Below are 21,559 nucleotides of genomic sequence, written 5' to 3'. Positions count from 1 at the left end.
TAAAAAATTTGGTTTGTAACAATTGTTTTATAATTTCGGGTACGTACCCGGTATTCTGAAAAAAGGGACTTTGTTATACTGATCAAGATGAGGGATGTTGTCCAAAAGACAGCATAGTCTTGTAATTCATGGACTTACTATAGTGTTTCCGAAAACCAAAAAACGGGCCTGTCAGATTTTAATATGGTTCACGTATGAATAACCCTTTTTTGCTCGGGCAAATGAGGATTAAGAGATTGTCTGAATTTTAATGCAAACAAAAATATAGCGGTTAAACGATAGCCAAAATCCGCTCCTGTAAGGGGTAGTCATTTCTATTGAATTTATGCGCCGGTCACCACTCGTGTGCGTATACGTTTTTATGCAACTATGATGAATAACAATTATTGAAACCAACATCTATCAGCCAAACTTATTAAAATGAATATGTATCATTCAAGGCCTGCGTTTGTCATGCTGCTCTTGTTGTTTTTATTTGCGTCGGTGAAAATACATGCACAGCAGCCTAAAAGCATTACAGGCGCTGTTACAGATGCCGAAACAGGTGAGCCTATACCAACTGTCATTATCAGGACGAAACAGACGGGAACTGTTGTAAGAACGGATGCAAATGGTAAATACACTATTAAAGCAGGTGAAGCAGATATCCTTACCTTCTCAGCGATGGGCTATACTTCAAAAGCGCTCAACGTCGCTAAGGGTGCGGTATTGAACGTAACGCTCAGTAAGTCGGTTTCCAATTTGTCTGAAGTGATTGTAGTAGCTTACGGCACCGTTAAGAAAACAGACCTTACCGGTTCGGTAGGCCAGGTAAACATGGCAGACATGGCAAAGGCGCCCGTGGCTTCGTTTAGTGAAGCATTAGCCGGACGTATTGCCGGCGTACAGGTTTCATCGCAGGACGGGCAACCCGGAAAAGGAATGGGCATCGTCATCAGAGGCGCCAACTCATTAACACAGAGTAATGCGCCACTGTATGTGATCGATGGATTCCCGATCGAAGACCCGGAAGATGGAATGCTCAACCCGGACGATATAGAAACGATCAACATCCTCAAAGATGCCTCTGCAACGGCCATCTATGGCTCAAGGGCGGCCAATGGCGTAATACTGGTGGAAACGAAGAGAGGTAAACTTGGAAAACCCGTTATTTCTTTTAATGCTTCTTATGGTGTACAGCAGGTACAGAAAAAAATACCGGTGATGGATGCCTACGAGTTTGTAAAATACCAGGCGGAACTGAACAAAACTTCTGCCGCGGCTACCTATTTTACGAATGGAAGAACTTTGGAGTCATACAAAGATATGGAAGGGATCGACTGGCAGGACCAGGTATTCCGCCAGTCGCCCGTTACTATCAGTAACATCGCTTTACGGGGAGGTACCGGACAAACGAAGTATTCCATCTCAGGTTCTGTGTACGATCAAAAAGGTATCATCATCAATTCGGGATATAACCGCTATCAGGGCAGGGTGGCCATTGATCAGGGCATCGGCAAAAAGCTGAAAGCAGGCATCACCACTAATTACAGCAAGATCACCACCTCTGGGCAGCCGGTTTCTGAAGGAAACGGTCCTTCCTTTACCACCTACCTGTTATCGAGGGCCTGGGGATACCGGCCGGTATCCGGTGATCCGAACGCAGATCTCACGGAAGAGGAAGGTGATATGGACTTCCTCAACCAGTATGATATCCGTTTAAACCCCATCATCACTAATAATAATGAACATAACATTAGTAAGACATCAGATTTCCTGACCAATGGTTATCTGTCTTACGCGCCGCTGAGTAACCTGGTGTTCCGGTTTTCCGGCTCCATCTCCGGCAGACAAAGGAGAGGGGACCTGTTCTTTAATTCCAAAACCGTACAGGGAAGCCCCCTGAACCCGCGGAATTCCAGGGGACAACATGGCTCCGTGATCTATTCGGAAACAAACATCTGGTCCAACGATAATACCGTTACTTATAATACCACTTTTAACAAGGATCATAAAATAACCGTACTGGGAGGCGTTTCGTTTCAGCATTACAAAGCCGAAACCTATGGTTACGCCGCGCAGAACCTGCCGAATGAGCAACTGGAAATGCCCGGACTGGACGAAGGGATTCCCTATGCCGGTTATGCCAGCGCCGGTGAGAGCTTTATGGCTTCTCTCTTCAGCCGCCTCACTTATAACTATCAATCAAAGTACCTTTTCGAAGTAACCTTCCGTGGCGACGGCTCCTCCAAGTTCGCCAAAGGCCATAAATGGGGGTATTTCCCCTCAGGGTCCTTTGCCTGGAATATGCAGGAAGAAGAGTTTATGAAAGGATCGCGGGTTATTTCCAATTCAAAGCTGCGTCTGAGCTACGGAAGTACCGGCAACAACCGGGTAGGGAATTATGACGCGTATTCCGGGTTGAGTTTTCCGGTTGCCAACGCTTACTCGTTTAATAATGCCACCCCGGGCAAAGGCGCCATTATCAGCGGTATTGGTAACAGTAACCTGAAATGGGAGACTACCACCCAGTTGAATATTGGTTATGACCTTGGGTTGTTTAAAGACAGGATTGAGTTTACCGCAGAATGGTACCGGAAAATTACGCGCGACCTGTTGCTGAATGCAGATCTTCCCTCCACCATGGGCCTGTTGAGCGCACGGCAGAACATCGGGAAAATTCAGAACCAGGGCGTGGAGCTGAGTCTTAAAACAGTAAACATCCGCACAAAATCGTTTGAATGGGCCAGTAATTTTAACATCAGCTTTAATCAAAACAAAATACTGGAACTGGTAAGAGGGCAGGATGCGCTGTATTCAACCGTGAATTTTGAAACCCAGTATAACAACAACCCGCCCTATATTTCGCAGGTAGGGCAGCCGGCGGGTATGTTTTACGGGTATATTTTTGATGGTGTTTATCAGCTGGATGATTTCAATAAATCGGCGTCCGGGGTGTATACGCTAAAACCTGGTGTGACGAATAACGGCGCTGCTGCCCAGCCCGGGCATATTAAGTACCGTGACCTGAACGGGGACGGGAACATCACGACGGCAGACCTGACCGTCATAGGCCGCGGACAGCCACTTCATACAGGCGGTTTCTCCAATAACTTCACTTACAAAGGATTTGATCTCGGTATATTCCTGCAATGGTCTTACGGAAATGATATCATGAATGCCAACCGGTACATGTTTGAAGGCAACGGAAACATAAGACTCAGCCTGAATCAGTTCGCCAGTTACGAAGATCGCTGGAGTGAAACCAATCCAACCAACAAAAATTTTAAAGCAGGCGGCCAGGGGACCATCGGTAGTTATTCGTCGCGGGTGATCGAAGATGGCTCTTATCTGCGGCTGAAAACCGTTTCATTCGGTTATAATCTCCCGGAAAGATACCTGCGCGCTTTGCACTTCAGCAAACTAAGGCTCACAGTGGCCGCACAAAACCTGCTCACATTTACCAGTTACACCGGTATGGACCCGGAGGTATCTGTTCGTAGTTCGGTGCTGACGCCTGGATTTGACTTTTCGGCTTACCCGATCGCAAGGACGGTTGTTTTTGGACTCAATGCTATTTTTTAATTCCTGACGCTCATAACATACAACATGAAGTACAGCTATTTATTATTATCCCTGTTTCTTCTCGCCAGCCTGAACGCCTGTGTAAAGAAACTGGATAGCAAACCGAAAGATTTTCTGCAGCCTTCAGACTACTACCGCACCATAGAACAGTTGAACATTGCATTGAATGGCGTGTATGACAACCTGGGCGTATTATATGCCAATCCCATTCATTTCCGGTTCGGGTTTGAGGGCGATGAGCACTGGTATGTCAAAAACTCTCCGCTCAGCGGCCTTCATATTTATGATTTTACCGCTGCACATCCTGATTTCCAGAGCTTCTGGAGTAACCTGTATATCGGTATCGGGCGTGCCAACTATCTCCTGGCTAACCTGGATAATAATCCCGCCCTCGATTCGGCTGCCCGCGCCAGGGTAAAAGGCGAAGCCCTGTTTCTAAGGGCCTACTATTATTTTATGCTGGTGCAGAGTTTTGGAGGCGTTCCATTGATCCTGAAGCCTCCTGTATCTGTTGAACAGGTAGATGCGCCACGCGCCACCGCAAAAGAAGTATATGACCGCATCATTGCGGATATGACCGAAGCAGAGGGGCTGGTAGCGCCTATTAAACAGCTGGGCTTTGGCGGCAGGGTGAATAAGTCGGCCGTAAGGGGCATACTGGCACGTGTTTGCCTGCATATGGCCGGTTATCCCGTCAGAGATATCAGCAAATATAAAGATGCGCGCAACTGGGCTAAAAAAGTGATGGACGACGGTGAAGCAGGGCATGCATTAAACCCTTCCTATTCCGGCGTATTCATCAACCTGGTATCGGATAAGTATGATATCAAGGAGAGTTTGTGGGAAGTAGAGTATTGGGGCAATAAGTCGGATGCCTATACGGAAACAGGCTCCCTTGGAGACGTGAATGGAAATGCTACACAGAATACACAAACCGGCTTTGCCTATGCGGGCATCAAAGCAACGGCTGACATGTACTACCGTTATCAGGAAGGAGATGTAAGAAGGGACTGGTCCATCTCCACTTTTAGCTACGGTACAGCCAGCCAACCGGCCAACCATAAGGTTTTCTTCACGTCTGTTGACCGTACAACGGCTTACAACAGGTTTCCCGGGAAATACAGAAGGGAGTATGAAGTGGTGCTGCCTAAAAATAATACAGGTACGCCTACCAACTGTCCCCTGATGCGTTACGCGGATGTATTGCTCATGTTCGCCGAAGCGGAAAACGAGGAATCCGGCCCTACTGCGGCCGCCATAGAAGCGGTCAACAAAGTAAGAAGAAGGGGATGGTGCACCGGTGTTAAGACAGTGACCATCACCAGTGGGGGCGCGGGTTACACCGCTGCGCCCACGGTAACATTTACAGGCGGGGGAGGCACCGGTATTTCGGCTACTGCGGTCATATCCGGAGGCCAGGTCACAGGGGTAACATTTGCACCGGATGCCGTGTATGGAACTGCACGTGGTATAGGCTATACAAGTCCCCCTGCCATTACATTCACCGGAGGAGATGGCACCGGCGCCAGTGCTACTGCCACCATTTATACCACTGCCGATGCCGATATGCCGGTGGAAGCAACCGCCGGTAAAGACGCATTTCGCAAGTTTATCCAGGATGAAAGATCAAGGGAACTGAGTGGAGAAACCTATCGTAAAGCAGACCTGATCCGCTGGGGGATTTTCGTGGAACGTATGCATGCGCTTTCCGCTACCATTGAAAAAGACCTGGGTACTTCCACTACACCTGCCTACCTGAATCTTTTTATCAAAGGTTTTGGGCCTAACATATCAGACAGGAACCGGCTTTGGCCTATTCCTACAAGAGAGCTGACTTTAAACAAGGCATTAACACAAAACCCGGGCTGGTAATTTAAAACTGATACGCATATGAAAACGGTATTGATCATATTATCCATATTAACGATGACGGTGTCCTGCAAAAAAGAACCGAAGCTGGACACGCCGGATTTTAACCTAACCGCTTCATCCGTCACTTTTGAAGCGGGAAAAGAAGGCCAGTTTGACTTTGAAGGGACGGCCGGTATTATCTCCTTTTATTCCGGTGAAACCGGGTTTGAGTATGCGCCGCCCGGAACTGCCGGCAGCGTTAACAAGTCGGTTACTGTAAAAGGATATTCTGATGCCAGGCCCACAAAGTTTACTTACACCTACGCAGCCAAAGGTACTTACAAAGCTTTTTTTGTGGCGAAGAATGTCAACATATATGCCGGGAAGGAAGTCGTAAGGGCAATCACCGTCACTGTTACCGACTGATCTCCGGGATAACTACAATTACGATGCACAGGAGACAATTTATCAGAAATACAGGCCTGATAGCTGTATTCGCCGGGATGAACCCGGACCAGCTGAAAGGCAAAGGAACACATACTATGAAAAATATAGAGGTTATTCATACCGGGTCGGATTTTGAACGCGAAAAGCTGGTACGGCCATTTGGTTTTAAGGGGGCTTACCTGACTGAGCTTTGGCAGGTGGTTTCGAGGTTGGAAACAGCGTCGGGGATAAATAAAACCGGCATTGCCACACAAAGTGTATTATACGGAGATGCAGAGCTGTTTGCCGCACATTCCGAAGCAGAAGGGAATGCCTTGATGTACCTGGTGGCAGGCCACGCCCTGAAGCTGATCAAAAAAACACCTTTCCGCGATCCTGTAAGTCTGCTGGATGCCATCTTTCCCCGGTTACTGGCGGAGGCAAAACAATTAACCGGTAAAGCAGACCTGAATACCAATTTTGTTTACAACGCGTTGGTGAGTGCGGATAATGCCGCCTGGCTGTTATACGCGGCAGAGAATAACTTTTCCACCTTTGATGAAATGGTCCCTGCCGCCTACAAAAAGGGATTGTCACATAAAAACAATAAGGTAGCCATCATGTACCAGGTGCCGTATGGTATGCCGGTGCAGGATTTGCAACAGGCCGCCGCCGCCGGCTATTTTGTATTTAAAATAAAGACAGGCTACCCGGGAACCACAGCTGAAATGCTGGAAAAGGACATGGCCCGGCTTACCCAGGTGCACCAGGCACTGAAAGACCTGCGTACAACGCAGACCCCGAACGGAAAGCTGATTTACACGATGGACGCCAACGGCCGCTATGAAAAGAAGGAATGGCTGATGCGCTACCTGGACCATGCCAGGAAAATTGGCGCTTTTGAACATATTCTGTTTTATGAAGAACCACTGGCAGAGCAAAATGAAGAAGATGTATCTGACACCGGTATTACCATTGCTGCCGACGAAAGCGTGCATAATGAAACTTCTGCGATCAGGAGAATAGAACAGGGTTACAAAGCCATGGTGTTAAAAGGCATTGCGAAAACCCTGAGCATGTCGATGAAGATAGCGGCGCTGGCCGCTGAAAAGCAGATTCCCTGTATCTGCGCGGACCTGACCGTAAATCCTGTTCTGATTGACTGGAATAAAAACCTTGCTGCGCGCCTGATGTCTTTCCCCGGGGTGGGCATGGGTTTTATGGAAACGAACGGAGATATGAATTACCACAACTGGAAAAATATGCAGGCCTATCATCCATTGGCGGGCGCCTCCTGGACACAGCCCAGGAATGGGGTATTCGTACTAAACGAAGACTTCTATCACCAAAGCGGGGGCATATTCCAGTCCTCGCCGCATTACCAGGGAATTATCCAACAACCCCACTGAGTAAATATTTCCAGTTGCTGTTCCCTGCTACACCATAAACCATAAATCACATCAGTTATGAACAAAATTTTACTTCTTGTTTTGATGTTTTTGGCAAGCCTTAGCGAGCTTCGGTCCCAGCAGCGTTTTGTTTCTTTTGACAGCGGTATTCCTCTCAATTGGCAAAGTAACATTGCAGGGGCGTTATCGTCCAGTACCGAACACCTGAAGGGGGGCGCCGGCGCACTGAAATGGGCCGCGCAAAACGGGGACTATATCCGGGCCACCAACCTGGCCATTCCTGATTCGGAAATGACGAAGGCTGCATCCGCTGCTGCGCAAATGTTTGTCTACAGTCAGGCAGTAACCACTGATACGCTGCTGTTCCAGTTTCTGGATGAAGATGGTGTTGTAAAAAGACAGGGAAGGATGCTGTTGAATTATAAAGGATGGATGGAATTTCACCGGTCTTATTATTACGATTATCCCCTCAGCGGGTCTGTTCCGGACACTTTTGCCCTGACCGAAATGAAAATTACCTATAAGCCGGCAAATGCTTCTAATACCTGTGTGATCTATATCGATGAAGCCACCATCATTGGCAATACGGACGTTCGTATTCCCGGCCCGCATGTGTACCCCGACTATCCCTATTTCCGGAAGAATGTGACGAACGCTCCCTACCTGGATGTGCTGGAGAAATGGAAGAACGGCCCGGACCTGCCGGTGGCGGCGGCAACGGCAACGGAGCTGACGGATTTGCAGACCGTGAAAACCCGTCTTATAAAGTCGCCCGGTACCGATACCCTATTGACGGTTGCCAAAAACTATGTTCGCTCTCTTAACATCCATTATAACAGCGATGGCAGTATCAACGGAAAAGGTATCCGCAGCATATTCCATCCTGATACTTTGGTCAAGGTATCGTCGTATTGCGGATCACTGGCAAGAGCCGCGGCTGGCGATGCGGATGCTTTGTCGAAGTTATTATTGTTTACCGGGTACCTGCTTAGTGAAGGAATGGCGGAAGGCGGCAGGATTGTGCTTCAAACCAATTCCTATACGCAGGCAAGAACCTTCCCGGGAGGGTTTTTATTGGCGCTGCCTTATTATCCGCCGGCCATGCGGGAGGAAGTGGTAAAGATGCTGAAATGGTCTAACGAGTATGCGGTGTTATATGGCGCTACTTTCCAGGAGGGTTATAGTGTAGACTTTCTCAATATAAAAATGCCGTTGCTTTTTGAGCTGGCCATCGTGGAACAGGATGCGAACACTGCGGTCCGCGACCTGAAGCTGCTGAAACGTTTCCTGGAACGGAACACGGTCCCCGGGCTGGGCGGCAGGGACGGGATGAAACCCGATGGTGTAGGCTATCATCATGGCTCCCAGCATACCAGTTATATGGGGGCGTGGTTAAGATGGATTGATTATGCCTATTATTTAAAAGGGACTGTCTATAAAATAGATCTCACCGCTTATGAGAATTTGAGCAAGGGATTGACCTATCTGCTGGCCGGATCATCCAAAGGGGTGTTGTATGCACATGCTGAATCCGGAAGAAACCCATTCCCTGATAAGTTGCCGGTAACGCCTGACCGTTTTGAGAAATTCGTGGAAATAGGAGGAGATATTAAAGGGTGTGACGCAGACCCGGTAATGGGCGGGATCTATAACGACGTGACAGGCGTAAATAAATTCCCTGTGCCGGTCAATTCCCTGAAAGGCTTCCATCACTATAATTACGGCGCACTGGGAATTCAACGGAAGAATAACTGGGTAGTGGTGATGAGAGGGCTTACCAGTAAAATATTCGGCGCGGAAATCTATAAGACAGAAAACCGTTATGGCCGTTATCAGAGTTACGGTACGTTGGAAGTATTATATGACGGCACGCTGGCTGCCACCGGGTACATACTCTCCGGCCGCGGGTGGGATTGGAATGTTATGCCCGGTACCACCACGGTGCATTTTGAGGGGTATGGAGGACTGCAGCCCTTAAGGACTACAGCGATGGAGTTTCAGAATTTCAATTTCGCAGGAGCATTGTCCCTGGGACAGGAAGGGATTTTCGGTTTAAATTTTTCTGAAAAGGCTAATGGAAATTATAGCCCGTCCCGCCTGGTGTTCAGAAAAACCGTATTTGCCTTTGATAGTATTTTGGTTTGCCTGGGTAGTGGGATCTCCGCTCAAAATGGTTTAGGAGATGTAGCCACCAATTTTTTCCAGGCCATCCATAAAACGACCAATGCACCCATTTATGTAAATTCAGCTGCTGCTGTTACGAATGCCAGCTATGATGAAACCATCAGTACGGCAACAACACCATTATGGCTCCTGAATGCACAGTCAACCGGTTATTATATACCGGCCGGAAATGCAGCCGTGCGTGTGGTGAGGACAAGACAGGCAACTCCGAGGGAGTCCGTCACCAACCAGAATCTTCCAAATTCCTTTGATACAGCCTACGCCAGCAAGGCCTGGATGATTCACGGCAAGAATCCTGATAAAGTCAAATATCATTATGTGGTAATACCGGGCACTACACCGCAGGGCATGCAAACGCTGGCCGCGGAATTTGCCACTGGTATGCCTTATGATATCCTGAAACAAACAGATTCCCTGCACGTGGTAAGATATAATCCCGCATCGCTTACCTCGTATGTTTTTTTTACATCCAACAACAACGTCAATATTGGCTATGTAAAAAGCGTATCTGCCGTATCTATGGCGGGAATACGAGAAAAGGACGACACACTGACGGTAACCGTGAATTCCCCGGACATGAATATTACGACGGAAACAGCTTTTAACTATTACTGGCTGGCCAATCCAAGGACGGTCAGTATGGTCCTCAACGGGAACTGGGATGTGCTGGAGAATCCTTCCAATGTGAGTGTTACGAGTCAGGGTACTACGCTAACGGCATCATTTAACCTGGAGCACGGATTTTCCAAAACCATCAAACTGGTAAAACATGTGGAGAAACAGGCGGAAGATACCGTTCGGGCAATGATGAGTACACCGGAAGCTATGAAAGCGGCTACTGACAAAGCAAGGCTACTCAGCATCTTCCCCAATCCGGCCGGCAGCCAGATAGAAATCGTGTTTACAGCGGCCAATGCAGGCACCGCCGTCCGGAAAATCATGACGATGCAGGGCGCCGTGCTGCGGTCGGAAAAGATGCAGATAAGCAAAGGTTTGAATCATGTTTCATTAAATGTTTCCGGTTTAACGCCGGGCACTTATATGCTGCTGCTCACAGGTGGAGCTGTGCAGGAGAAAGGGATTTTTGTAAAGTACTGACGTGAAATTTTGTCTTTTAAAGTATAAAAAATGAATAGAGGAATAAAAGTTTGGTTGACGGGTATAGGTATCATGGTGATGATCGCTGCCTGTAACCAGCAGGGCCCGAAGAAAGAAAATACGCAGTTGCCGGTAAGTGATAATGAAGATGTGGCCCGTTATATGGAGTCATTTAAAGGGGTAGGTGCGCTGACGGATTCTTCACAGCCCACCCTGCCCAAGGAAACGCTGAAACATTTCAAATACCCCGACGACCTGGCGCTGGACCTGGTGTTGTCCGAGCCGCAGGTGGTACAGCCGGTGGAACTGAGCTTCGATCACCGTGGCCGGCTTTGGGTGGTGCAGTATCATCAGTATCCTTTTCCTCAGGGACTGAAAGTAGTGAGCATAGATAATTACCTGCGGGTGAAGTTTGACAAGGTGCCGGCTGCTCCGCCGGCTGGCGTGAAGGGGGCGGACAAGATTACGGTGTTTGAAGACACGGATGGAGACGGTGTTTATGATAAGTCCACCGATGCTATACAGGGATTGAATATAGCCACCAGCGTGGTAACAGGAAGAGGGAAGATCTGGGTACTGAACCCACCGTACCTGCTGGCTTATCCTGATGCAGACAACGACGGCATGCCGGATGGAAACCCGGAGGTTCATTTACAGGGGTTTGGACTGGAAGATACACACGCCGTCGCCAACAGTCTCCGTTGGGGGCCCGATGGCTGGTTGTACGGCGCCCAGGGAAGCACCACTACGGCTGATATCAGTTCCGCCGTATCAAAACATGTTGCCTTTCAGGGCCAGGCTATCTGGCGTTATAACATCGATACAAAGGTGTTTGAAGTGTTTGCAGAAGGTGGGGGAAATACCTTCAATGTGGAGTTCGACAGCAAGGGCCGGTTGTATTCCGGGGACAACGGGTACGACAGAGGGCCGAATTTTAAACAAGGCGCTTACTATCAGAAAAGTTTAGGAAAACATGGCCCTTACACCAACGCCTATACGTTCGGAAATCTGCCCGGTATGAAACTTACCGGTGAAAGAAAACGGTTTACGCATTCACTGATCCGGTATGAGGAAACCAGCCTGCCAGAGAGGTATAAAGGTAAAATGATAGCGCTCAACCCGCTCCTGAATTATGTACAGCTTACCCGTTTAGAACCCGCCGGATCTACCTTTTCCAATGTGGATGAAGAGAAGATCATCAAAACGGATGATCGTTGGTTCCGGCCTGTTAATATTAAAGCGGGACCTGATGGCAATGTGTACATCGCCGATTGGTACGATAGCCGTCTGTCGCACGTAGATCCGCACGATACCTGGCATAAAACATCGGGAAGGGTGTATCGCCTGCGTAGTAAGGCGCATACGCCGGTACCGCCAAAGTTTGACCTGAGCAAGTATTCCGGTGGTCAGTTGATACAATTATTAAAAGGGGAGAATAAATGGTTCCGTCAACAGGCACAGCTACAGTTTGCCAACCGCAAAGACAAATCTTTCCTGCCTGAATTACTGCCGCTGCTTCAATCCGGTGATGGCCAGATAGCCTTGGAGGCATTATGGGCGATCAACGGGAGTGGGGGCTGGAGCGATGAAGTAGCCTTCATTGCGCTGGGTCATAAAGATCCATATGTCAGGAACTGGGCGGTGCGTTTGTCCGGTGATGGCGGCGCTGTTTCTCCGCTGGTGGCTAAACGGCTGGTCCGGTTGGCCGCTTCGGAGCAGGACCCGGAGGTAAGGAGTCAGATCGCCAGCACGGCAAAACGATTGAAAGGTGATCTGGCCGTATCTCTTATTGAAGGATTGCTGAAAAGCAATGATGACGAGAAGGATGCAGATATTCCGTTACTGACCTGGTGGGCAATAGAAGCCAGCGCAGAAACGGATAGGGACCGTGTACTGGCGATGTTCAGACATCCGCCGCTCTGGCAGCGAAAGACTGTTCAGCAGACGATATTAAAACGCCTGGTACAACGTTATACGATGGCGGGCGGCGAAGCAAATTTTGCAGCGGTAGCCCGTTTAATTGAGATGGCGCCCTCCAGGCAGGTAGCGAAACTGTTGATAGATGGGTTGCGCGAGGGACTTCGCGGGCGTGACCTGGTGGGTTTGTCGCCGGCGCTTACCCGTGCCATTCAGCCTTATCAGAATGAGCTTTTCGGAGGACCGTTGGCGTTAGGCCTCCGGCAGGGCGATCCTAAAGTGGTAGACCAGGCGCTCAAGGTTGTTGGAGATTCAAAAGCGGATATGCAGCACCGGTTGGCCTATATCAAAATAATGGGTGAAACCGGCCAGGAAAGGGCGGTCCCCGTTTTACTAAAAGTGGTGGGGGCCGGCAGCGCTTCAGGAGCGCTGAAGCAAACCGCTATACAGGCATTACAGTACTTTGATAACCCTGAAATTGGCAGCAACGTGGTGGCAGCTTATCCGCAGTACCGGGGTGACGAAGGGGTGCGGAATGCGGCGATAGACCTGGTGTCCAGCAGGGGCGTGTGGGCTAATGCATTCCTGGATGCCATTGAAAAAACCAAAGTGATTAGTCAGGGAGACGTTACGGAGGCTGCTGCACGCCGGTTTAAATTGCTTAAAGATCCGCAGATGGGAGAACGAGTGAACCGGTTATGGCCGAGTGTGAAGTTGGCTACTTCTGAAGAAAAGAATGAAAGCATTGCCAGGTATGTGAAAATTATCAAGTCGGGTTCGGGTAATATGGAAAAAGGGAAGGTACTGTTCGCCAATAACTGTGGCGCCTGTCATCGTTTATTTGATGGAGGCGGAACGATTGGACCGGAGCTCACTGGTTATGACAGGAACAATATCAACAGTATGCTGCTGAATATTATTGACCCGAATGCTGATATCAGGGAAGGTTATGTCATTCACCGGGTCGTTACTACGGATGGCCGTACCCTGGAAGGAAAGATTGTATCCCGCAACGGCGATGCCATTACCCTTCAGCCTGTAGGGGGTAAGGATATTGTTCTTTCTGCAGGCCGGATAAAGGAAATGAAGGCGCAGCAGGTGTCGGTGATGCCGGAGAGGATACTGGACCATCTGTCTGACCAGGAAGTAAGAGATATCTTTGCATATATTATGAAGAAATGATGGGTGCGTCTTGACGTATTGGCAATAACGCCTCCCGGTAGGAAACCTTGTCCATGATCTGCCATTTCCCGTCTAACTTTATCAGGTTAAACCGGTCAATAAACCGGAAGGTGTCAAAGGTCAGCTGAACGTGGGCCGACCCGGTGTCTCCGTCCCAGGTAAAGGAAAGCAGTTCCGGCCGGCATTCCTGTACAGCTGCCTGGGCCACCAGCTCCAGGTACTGCGGCAGTGCCCACTGGACCAGCTTTCCGTCTATGACGGTCCTGATGTATGCATCCGGGTGGAACGCCGCCCGGAGCCTTTCGATGTCCAGTGTCGGACGCCCTTCAAGATAGTTGTTCAGCGTAAGCAGAATTAAATGTTCTTCGTTTTCTACACCGATTTTGTTTGCTGGAGTGTTCATGGTTTTGTCCCAAATTTTTTTAATTCCCCGAAATACATATCCGGCACCTGGTAATGAGTTGTTGTTCTCATCTCCTTTGCGGTAAATGTTCTGCCTGGATTGGAGTGACCCATGGCATCTCCATTGAACGGATTCTCATGTCGGGCTTGGTGACACAAAGGTATGCGCTCCCGATTTTTACAGATTGGCCTTATCAAAGTAATAATTGTGAAATTCAAAGAATCAGGCGGGATAGTTTCTGCTGGAAGTTATTTTTAACTGCTCCAAACTATTTTGTTTTTTTTGTTAACAGCATGATAATTAACTTTTTATGTTTGTTTTTTTGAGGGTTGTTTAACTACTGTAGACGTTTTGTAGACGGTGATGTTTTGGAAATAGAAAAGTAACATAGCATTTTTGACAAAAATATTAACCATGACAGGATGGGAACTTACTGAACTCCGTAGCGAGCTTTTAAACAAGCGGTCGAAAAAGATTAAAGCATTTTTAAAGGAGTATCCTCTGGCAACGATAACCCGGGATGACAGCACGATGCTTATTATCCGTAAGTATCATCCTGAGCTTAACTGGCGACCGGATGACCCAACATATCCTACTAATAGTTACAGGATGTGCCTGGCCTACTACACGATATCTACCGAGACCTACTATGAACTGCCCGATCTGGATTATACAGCTGTATATATGTCATACGATCAGAAGGTCTGGCCCTTTTCTATTATTATCGTTGCAAAAGAGATGACGCGCACCACCAATATTTCCGAACTGTCTAAAAAGCTCAATAATTTTGAAAGGCGGACCGAAGAAGAAAAAAAAGCCATTTTTGCCGGACTTTCCAACGAGGTGCCTGAGGTGAAAAAGAAGATTGCGATCACTCAAACAACAGTACAGTCAAAGGCGATTGGAACTTTGCGGCAAGATGACTTTGAAGACTGGTGGACCTCCGGGGAAATAGATATCCCGTTTTGGGATAATCAGCCTTTTACGATTACCTATACGGATTTTAACCCCAATGAAGACACAATGTTTTTAGAGGAAGCGGATGTCCTGCTATCTAATTTTTTAGCTAAGACGTCGGTGGACCGCCTTGCAGTTTCCGGTCATGTTTACCGCAATTGTATGGATTTTTTAGAGGCTATCGGCTTTAATGAAGACGATGAAGTCCTATGGAATATGAAGAGTGAGGAAGAGGTATGGCGATTTGTAAAATGCACTAACCTCTATGTTGGCAGGGAACCTTATGAAGATAAGGGAGTGTATCTGCAACTGGTATGTAACTGTGATTGGGAGCAGGAGCATGGGCTACAGCTCGTATATAATAAAGATGGAAAGCTGGTCCGCGTAAGTGCGCAGGACGGTCACATCATGGGCTGGAAAGGAAGCGGGATGATAACAGACTAACATACTGGTATATGCTGTCTCCGCTTACTCAAATTCATCGCTCTTTCTACGCGCGGACGATTATACCGTTGAAGGAAAATGGGATAAAGGTTCATGAAGACATTCAGTCCCAGTAACCACAAAGATTTAACGACACCAAAGCTGAAGGCCACGAAAATATTAAATCCAAGTACTATCAACAGGATAATCAGGTGGTCCAGTTCCCCTTTTTTTGTTTGATAGTATAATTTCGTCAAGGCGGAGGTGTTATTTTCTATCGGGAAAGATTTCCTGATTACTTTTTCCCAACCGGACCATACGAGCAGTTTTCTGAAGAAATTAATTCCAAGGGATTCGTATATTTTTCCCTTCCGTTCCCATTCTTTTTGCTCATAGTAAGCGGAAGTAAGTGGGCTTTTTAATGCTTCTGTGAAAACAGACACACATAACATCAGCAGGAAGCTCAGTGCCCACGCAAACGCAAAACCGTCCATTCTGACATAACGAACAAGGGCATAGATGGCGGCTATTGAAAATATTGTAATTAAAATTAATGTAAAAGTTTTTTTCATAGAGAATTTTTCGTTTTTGATGTCGTGCCTCTTTTTAAGCTCCCGGCAACGGCCTGAATTTATAATAAATATTTATATATCGTCGTTTTTTCTGCTTGATTTTTTAAGCGACTTTATATTCAGGAGCAGAAAGCTATATTTGTTGCCCAAACGATCATATAAAGATCCCGAAAATGTACTGGAATGAAAAACTTGATTTGATAAAAAAGAAGTTCCCCGATGGATTCAAAGATCCCTTCAGGGCCGGCCCCGAAATAATAATGAAAATAGTCACGCTGCTATTTAAGTCCACCTGGCTAAACTTTATTGAAGCCGAAAACAGGGCTGAGCTTCTACAACACGGCACCCTCACCAGGCGTTGCACGCTTCAGCAATTATACAACGAGGAATTGCCCGTGCTGGATAACGGGCGTAATTACTGGGTCCTGTTTGTCAAAGTGCCAATGGGCAACCGCTTCCAGGTATATGACTGTCAATATCCGGCGTTGAGAGAGCTAATATATCTGTCTTCCGGGCAGGACGGGCGGGAGTTTTGCGTTGTTGATAAAAAATATGCCTGGCTGCTTTTGTTCAGGATAGACCGCATGAAAGATATGGTGGAAATTTACCGGGCGCCTTCTAGTGCCCCTCCGGAGAAAAATTAAACTACTTTAACGCCCTTTATTATACTACTTTAACGTACAACGGAAACGCATAAACTAGTTTTGTGTTCATAATTTATTACATATGAACACAACAAAACATCCGGTATTTCAACCGTTACCCTGGCCGGAACATCCATTAAAAAACAGACTGGTAATAGCGCCTATGTCGCGCGTCAGCGCCACCGCTGAAGGATTAGCCACCGCGGACATGGATGCCTACTACGCCGCATTTGCCAAAGGTGGTTTCAGTATGATCATCACAGAAGGCAACTATACAGATGAAATAGCCAGCAGAGGGTATCGCCATCAGCCCGGACTGACCACCACGGCACATGCAGCGGCCTGGCAACCGGTAGTGAAACTGGTGAAAACACATGGCGCGTTAATCATTGCACAATTGATGCACGCCGGTGCGTTATCGCAATACACGGAGAAAACATTGGCACCTTCTGCGATCCAACCAGTGGGCGTAAAAATGGTACAATATGGCGGTACCGGCGCTTTCCCTTTTCCGAAAGTAATGAGCCCGGAAGATATACGGGCCGCTAAAGACGGCTTTGTGAATGCCGCCAGGCTCGCATTCCAGGCCGGTTTTGACGGTGTGGAGCTGCATATGGCCAACGGCTACCTCCTCGATCAGTTTCTAACACCCGAGCTAAATATACGCGATGACCAATACGGAGGCAGCACCGGCAACCGTTTCCGCCTTGCTGCTGAAATTATTCAGGCTATAAGGGCCGTGGTGCCGGCACGTTTCCTGGTAGGGGTACGACTATCAGAAGGAAAAGTGAACGATCTCAGGTACCGCTGGAAAGACGGGGCTGCCATGGCCGTCGAGGTATTGGAGGAAGTCCGCAAAACAGCGCCTGATTTTATTCATATTGCCGTACAGAGCGGTGAGTGGGAACGGGACAGCTTCTATGGCAACGGCGCCTCATATGCTGCACTGGCCAAACAAATAACCGGCAGTGTGATCATCGCCAATGGTGGCATGCACCAGTTGACAAGGGCCGCCAGGGTCCTCGAAGAATCGCATGCCGATCTCGTCTCCATCGGGAAGGCTGCCCTGGCTGATCCTGCCTGGCCGTTGCACATACTGAACGGGACATCCCCCCTCGCTTTCCATCCTGATATGCTTTGGCCGGAAGCTACCATTCAACACACGAATGAAGTGATAAAGTCTGTGCAGGCTGTTGTTTAGCAGCTGACGTCCGGTCACTGCCACATAGTTTTACTTACCGCAGTGCCAGTAACTTTTCCATCAGTAACTGCTTCATGCCTTCATCTATCGGTTTGTTGGCGGCCCGTTCAAGGTGTTGAATAAAGGAATCGGCTGTTTCTTTCCGGGCGGCATCTCTCGCCGCCTGCATCGTAGCCTCGTCCGGCGCTGGTGTTTTCAACTCCTCCGGCAATGTGTCCCTGACTTCAAACGTTGCCTCCCCGGATGTGCTTTTGCCGATAGGATACCACAGTACGGTAAACGCGAGGGGTTGGGAGGGCTTATAAGCGGTGGTGTAGGTGACGGAGGAGCCCTTGGCGACGGGCAGCAGCAGCGAGTTGGAAGTGACATCCTTGCCATAGGCGTTCATGATATGGCCGCCGGACACCGTGAAAGCATATTGGCCCAGGGTCAGCGTTATCTTACTCCATACGTTGAAGTCTGGCAGCACGTACGCCATCAGATAGCCGTCGCATTTAGCGGTGAATGTCTGGGTAACGGCCTTGTTGTCATTGTAAACAGAGACACTGTCACTGAACAGGTTCACAGCGGCCTGAAGTGCCGTCAGGCTGCTGGTTACCGTGATATCCTGTGTGCTGGCGCTGCCGGCATTGAGCGTCCCTTTGACAATCGTATTGCCCGACACATTAATGGCGCAGTTGGTCTGCAGGTACCCGCTGATCTGGAAGTCAGGATTGTCGGGGTCAGGAAACGCAACCTTGCCTTTTACGGCCAATTGATTGAAGGTGGAATTGCCAACAACGATCAGGTCACTATTATCGGTGTGGTTATCAGTGACGGTCATACTGCTGGGCGTTAAGGAAGGATTGGTGATGATGGTGGTAACGGCCTTGTATAGTTTACTGCCGCTGGATTGGGCCTCCAGGGTAAAAGTGGTGTCCACCGACGGTCCCTGTTTTATGGTGGTGTTTTTACCATTGCCCTGATAGATGGGCGTGGTATTGTTACCTTCATATAGCAGGAAATAATCGCCGGTGCTTTCCCAGGAGAAGTCGATGGCGCTGCCGGCTTCGACAGTCGTCGATGGATGGCCGTTCTGGCTCATCAGAAGATAGGATATGGTGAATCCGGGCGTAAGATCATGCATGGATGGAGAAGACATGGTAATTGATTTATGTGGTAATTAATTTCATCCTGACGTAGTATACGAATCGCTACCACCGCCAAGAGGGACCCAGAAAACGGAGATCATCGGCATTCTGTCGCCTCCGCTGGTGGTCCCGCTGCAGCTCCAGCTGTCACCGTTCCGGATGGGAATACAACAGTATCCGGACTGGGGGATGTCTGCCGTACTGTCTTCTTCCAGTACCATACCGTTGACGGTATACTGCTGAAAGCCATATGTGATAGTACAGCTGGACCATACGTTGGTGTCGCAGTCCTTGGGATTTATGGTAATGATGGCGAAACCATCTGTCTTAGCCGTTACCTCCACGGTATCGAAAGCGCTGCCAAACCTGAGGAGATGCCCTCCGCCGATCATAGCGATGGTAATGCCGTCCGCATTCAGATTATTGGTAATGGTGAGGTCGTTGATATTGCTGTTGGGAGGACGCTGCAGGTTGTTTGCGGACGTGGCGCCACTGATATTGGCGTTCTGGCTCACCGTTAAACCCTGGAAAGACGAATTGTCGCCCAGGTTCAGCACACCTTCGCTGCCAAAAGTCAGGGTGGTATTATACAGGCTTCCTTTTACGTCCAAGGTGCCCGCGTTGGTCATCGTCCCGGTGTCGTGCCAGATGGTATCCGGTGTCAATACCGGGTTACTGATGATAACGGTCAGAAAGGCATAACGCTTGTCTTCACCGTTGTCGGCTTCCAGTATCAGCGTAGTATTGGCTTGCAGCCCTCGTGGCAGGTCGGTGGAAGTAGCGTTTCCTGTGTACAACGGCTGGGAATTACCATTGACATATAAACTAAAGTTAGTGCCGTTACTGTCCCATCTGACACTAAAGGGACTGCCTGCCGTAAACTGTGTAACCGGCACTCCCTGAAAGTTTTGATAGGGATAAGAAATGAAGCTGGCCAGGGATAAAGGGGCCTGGTCCGCTTGTCCTTTGGCGATAGCATTATCCATAAAAAATAATTTTGAATCTTAATTGATAAAGTCAGAGTTTCATCAGCTGCTCAACCATTTCTTCCTTCACAGCTGTGTCGAATGTTGTTTCCAGCATCGTTTCCACGGACGTGATCACCTCACTGCGCCGTTTTCTTTTGGCCGCCAGATACCGCTCAAAGTGTGCACGGGGATTTGTCTTATCGTCACGGATATCTTCAAGCGAAGGCGGAGGCGTTTTAAAACCTACGCTTTGTTCGCTGCCGGCCTTGCCTACCGGGAACCAGTATACATTGATGATACTTATCGGTGCGGTAGCAATGATGTTGGCTCCCTGGTACATCCAGTAGCTGCCTTTGCTGATAGGTAGCATCAGGTACCCATCCGTCTCTGACAGGTATTGTAAACCTGAATTCCCTCCGTAGGTATAGATCCAGTCCAGTACACCGGAGATGCCAAGCGCGGCATAAGCGGCAGATTCAACAAGGGGTAGCAGCGGTCCGGATACCGTAACGACAGCATAACCATCCGACACTGCCGGTATAATACCATAACCAACATTAATGCCGGTGGCCACCAGCACCGGTTGACCGAACAGAGATTCCTGCTGCCCGTTAAATGTCAGGGAGTCCTGTATAGTAAGATTGTCGGTGTTGATGCTGTTGCAGGTAAGGGCCCCGGTGAAGGTGACATCCCCATCCACCTCGAAATTACCGCTCAGATTAAAGATAGAAGAGTTATCAACCAGGTTGTTGACATGGGGAGAGGGCGCTGCCATAACTGTCGGGTTGAGGCTTAGGCTCAGGGTATTACATGTAGCCTGGTGGGTGGTCATATCTCCGTCTATTTCTTCCTGATTGGCGGAAGTTACCGTTTGTGCGGTGATCGCCGGGTTGGTCACCGTCAGCGTAAGGCATTCAAACAGCTTGTCTCCATTGGCGTTAATGGCGACGCAACAAAAAGTGGTGGTATCGGTAATACCGTTTTCGAGCGTGTAATTGGTGTCTTTACCGCGGTATATGGGGGCGCTGATGCCGCTCTGATACAGCTCATAAGAGTGGCCATTGCTTTCCCAGGCTATTTCAATACGGTATCCCAGCTTGAATGCGCTGCAGGGAAATCCGGAAGCCAGGTAGTCGATGGCCAGCAGGTTTCGCAGAAAAAACAGCGGCTTATCGCTTTTGGTCACATAGCGGTAACCTTCTCTCTCTTCAAGGTCCGCCGGGTTGGTGCCGGAATCTTCGTCGATGATAATCTGAGCCTGTCCGCCCTTGGAGTTGACATTGCCGGTGAAGGTAAAAGTGGTTTGGATCACCTTGTAATGCTGCACTTTATTGTTAAGGGTCCATTGATAGTAATGAGGGCCGGTTTCGGTATGTATGGGCTTGGGATCTCCGGTGTTCCAGTAGTTATTGGAGATGTTCAGCGCCGGTTCCGGTGGCGGGGTTGCAAATATGTCGGCGGGATCGTCCCCGCATGGTATTTGAAGTATGATAGTGTCGCAGTAGTCGGGACTGTCCTCCACGGTGATGGCTACCTGTCCGCTTTGGCCGGGCACGAGGGTGGGTGGTGTGGTGCTGACATCATACTTGAGTATCAGCTTGGGTTTGGTGTCGGTTTGCATAGTGATATA

Annotated in this window: 14 protein-coding genes; 9 read left to right on the top strand and 5 right to left on the bottom strand. The window is 48.7% G+C overall.

Annotation, left to right across the window (positions count from 1 at the left end):
- Window positions 1-420: 420 nt before the first annotated feature.
- The 6 genes from B5D63_RS31015 to B5D63_RS30990 are packed head-to-tail and all read left to right on the top strand — an operon-like array spanning window position 421 to window position 13,631.
- Window positions 421-3,564, top strand: a complete 3,144-nt coding sequence (locus B5D63_RS31015) for a SusC/RagA family TonB-linked outer membrane protein (protein WP_235021671.1) — start codon at window positions 421-423, stop codon at window positions 3,562-3,564.
- 24 nt (window positions 3,565-3,588) lie between these two features.
- A complete protein-coding gene (locus B5D63_RS31010; RefSeq protein WP_078672757.1) occupies window positions 3,589-5,436 on the top strand; it encodes a RagB/SusD family nutrient uptake outer membrane protein in 1,848 nt (615 codons plus the stop codon).
- Window positions 5,437-5,454: 18 nt separating this feature from the next.
- Window positions 5,455-5,841, top strand: coding sequence for a DUF5017 domain-containing protein (locus B5D63_RS31005; protein WP_078672756.1), 387 nt, complete (start codon window positions 5,455-5,457; stop codon window positions 5,839-5,841).
- Window positions 5,842-5,864: 23 nt separating this feature from the next.
- Window positions 5,865-7,250 (top strand): mandelate racemase/muconate lactonizing enzyme family protein, encoded by a 1,386-nt coding sequence (locus tag B5D63_RS31000; protein ID WP_078672755.1) that lies wholly within the window; start codon window positions 5,865-5,867, stop codon window positions 7,248-7,250.
- 57 nt (window positions 7,251-7,307) lie between these two features.
- Window positions 7,308-10,532 carry a polysaccharide lyase family 8 super-sandwich domain-containing protein gene (locus B5D63_RS30995; protein WP_078672754.1) on the top strand — a complete coding sequence of 1,075 codons (3,225 nt, stop codon included), beginning with the start codon at window positions 7,308-7,310 and terminating at the stop codon, window positions 10,530-10,532.
- Window positions 10,533-10,562: 30 nt separating this feature from the next.
- Window positions 10,563-13,631, top strand: a complete 3,069-nt coding sequence (locus B5D63_RS30990; protein ID WP_078672753.1) for a PVC-type heme-binding CxxCH protein — start codon at window positions 10,563-10,565, stop codon at window positions 13,629-13,631.
- On the opposite strand, the gene B5D63_RS30985 is transcribed toward B5D63_RS30990, so the two are convergent.
- A complete protein-coding gene (locus tag B5D63_RS30985; protein ID WP_078672752.1) occupies window positions 13,618-14,034 on the bottom strand; it encodes a nuclear transport factor 2 family protein in 417 nt (138 codons plus the stop codon). The genes B5D63_RS30990 and B5D63_RS30985 overlap by 14 nt on opposite strands.
- Window positions 14,035-14,448: 414 nt before the next feature.
- Between B5D63_RS30985 and B5D63_RS35360 the strand changes: the two genes are divergently transcribed.
- Window positions 14,449-15,435: a DUF6985 domain-containing protein gene (locus tag B5D63_RS35360; RefSeq protein ID WP_200817132.1), complete on the top strand. Its 987-nt coding sequence runs from the start codon at window positions 14,449-14,451 to the stop codon at window positions 15,433-15,435.
- On the opposite strand, the gene B5D63_RS30975 is transcribed toward B5D63_RS35360, so the two are convergent.
- Window positions 15,432-15,986 (bottom strand): glycosyl-4,4'-diaponeurosporenoate acyltransferase CrtO family protein, encoded by a 555-nt coding sequence (locus B5D63_RS30975; protein WP_078672751.1) that lies wholly within the window; start codon window positions 15,984-15,986, stop codon window positions 15,432-15,434. The genes B5D63_RS35360 and B5D63_RS30975 overlap by 4 nt on opposite strands.
- Before the next feature lie 260 nt (window positions 15,987-16,246).
- Here B5D63_RS30975 and B5D63_RS30970 point away from each other — a divergent pair, with 260 nt between their 5' ends.
- Both B5D63_RS30970 and B5D63_RS30965 read left to right on the top strand, forming a co-directional pair.
- Window positions 16,247-16,630: a hypothetical protein gene (locus B5D63_RS30970; RefSeq protein WP_235021670.1), complete on the top strand. Its 384-nt coding sequence runs from the start codon at window positions 16,247-16,249 to the stop codon at window positions 16,628-16,630.
- Between the two features lie 82 nt (window positions 16,631-16,712).
- Window positions 16,713-17,831: an oxidoreductase gene (locus B5D63_RS30965; RefSeq protein WP_078672749.1), complete on the top strand. Its 1,119-nt coding sequence runs from the start codon at window positions 16,713-16,715 to the stop codon at window positions 17,829-17,831.
- A gap of 34 nt (window positions 17,832-17,865) precedes the next feature.
- Here the strand turns inward: B5D63_RS30965 and B5D63_RS30960 are convergent, their stop codons facing one another.
- The 3 genes from B5D63_RS30960 to B5D63_RS30950 are packed head-to-tail and all read right to left on the bottom strand — an operon-like array spanning window position 17,866 to window position 21,550.
- On the bottom strand, window positions 17,866-18,972 hold the full coding sequence (locus B5D63_RS30960; protein WP_143313211.1) for a hypothetical protein: 1,107 nt from the start codon (window positions 18,970-18,972) through the stop codon (window positions 17,866-17,868).
- A gap of 27 nt (window positions 18,973-18,999) precedes the next feature.
- Window positions 19,000-19,947, bottom strand: a complete 948-nt coding sequence (locus tag B5D63_RS30955) for a hypothetical protein (RefSeq protein WP_078672747.1) — start codon at window positions 19,945-19,947, stop codon at window positions 19,000-19,002.
- 31 nt (window positions 19,948-19,978) lie between these two features.
- Window positions 19,979-21,550, bottom strand: a complete 1,572-nt coding sequence (locus tag B5D63_RS30950) for a hypothetical protein (RefSeq protein ID WP_078672746.1) — start codon at window positions 21,548-21,550, stop codon at window positions 19,979-19,981.
- Window positions 21,551-21,559: the final 9 nt, after the last annotated feature.

It is taken from the genome of Chitinophaga eiseniae (genome assembly GCF_900167135.1).
GTDB classification, from domain to species: Bacteria; Bacteroidota; Bacteroidia; order Chitinophagales; family Chitinophagaceae; genus Chitinophaga; species Chitinophaga eiseniae.
Note: the sequence above shows the minus strand (reverse complement) of the source record. Positions and strands in the feature narration are given on the sequence as shown.

What these genes read in the sequence shown, in the direction of transcription:
- B5D63_RS30960 (WP_143313211.1), bottom strand. Translation starts at nt 18,972, where the DNA reads ATGTCTTCTCCATCCATGCATGATCTTACGCCCGGATTCACCATATCC.
- B5D63_RS30950 (WP_078672746.1), bottom strand. Translation starts at nt 21,550, where the DNA reads ATGCAAACCGACACCAAACCCAAGCTGATACTCAAGTATGATGTCAGC.
- B5D63_RS30975 (WP_078672751.1), bottom strand. Translation starts at nt 15,986, where the DNA reads ATGAAAAAAACTTTTACATTAATTTTAATTACAATATTTTCAATAGCC.
- B5D63_RS30985 (WP_078672752.1), bottom strand. Translation starts at nt 14,034, where the DNA reads ATGAACACTCCAGCAAACAAAATCGGTGTAGAAAACGAAGAACATTTA.
- B5D63_RS30990 (WP_078672753.1), top strand. Translation starts at nt 10,563, where the DNA reads ATGAATAGAGGAATAAAAGTTTGGTTGACGGGTATAGGTATCATGGTG.
- B5D63_RS31015 (WP_235021671.1), top strand. Translation starts at nt 421, where the DNA reads ATGAATATGTATCATTCAAGGCCTGCGTTTGTCATGCTGCTCTTGTTG.
- B5D63_RS30995 (WP_078672754.1), top strand. Translation starts at nt 7,308, where the DNA reads ATGAACAAAATTTTACTTCTTGTTTTGATGTTTTTGGCAAGCCTTAGC.
- B5D63_RS30955 (WP_078672747.1), bottom strand. Translation starts at nt 19,947, where the DNA reads ATGGATAATGCTATCGCCAAAGGACAAGCGGACCAGGCCCCTTTATCC.
- B5D63_RS31010 (WP_078672757.1), top strand. Translation starts at nt 3,589, where the DNA reads ATGAAGTACAGCTATTTATTATTATCCCTGTTTCTTCTCGCCAGCCTG.
- B5D63_RS31000 (WP_078672755.1), top strand. Translation starts at nt 5,865, where the DNA reads ATGCACAGGAGACAATTTATCAGAAATACAGGCCTGATAGCTGTATTC.
- B5D63_RS30970 (WP_235021670.1), top strand. Translation starts at nt 16,247, where the DNA reads ATGAAAATAGTCACGCTGCTATTTAAGTCCACCTGGCTAAACTTTATT.
- B5D63_RS30965 (WP_078672749.1), top strand. Translation starts at nt 16,713, where the DNA reads ATGAACACAACAAAACATCCGGTATTTCAACCGTTACCCTGGCCGGAA.
- B5D63_RS35360 (WP_200817132.1), top strand. Translation starts at nt 14,449, where the DNA reads ATGACAGGATGGGAACTTACTGAACTCCGTAGCGAGCTTTTAAACAAG.
- B5D63_RS31005 (WP_078672756.1), top strand. Translation starts at nt 5,455, where the DNA reads ATGAAAACGGTATTGATCATATTATCCATATTAACGATGACGGTGTCC.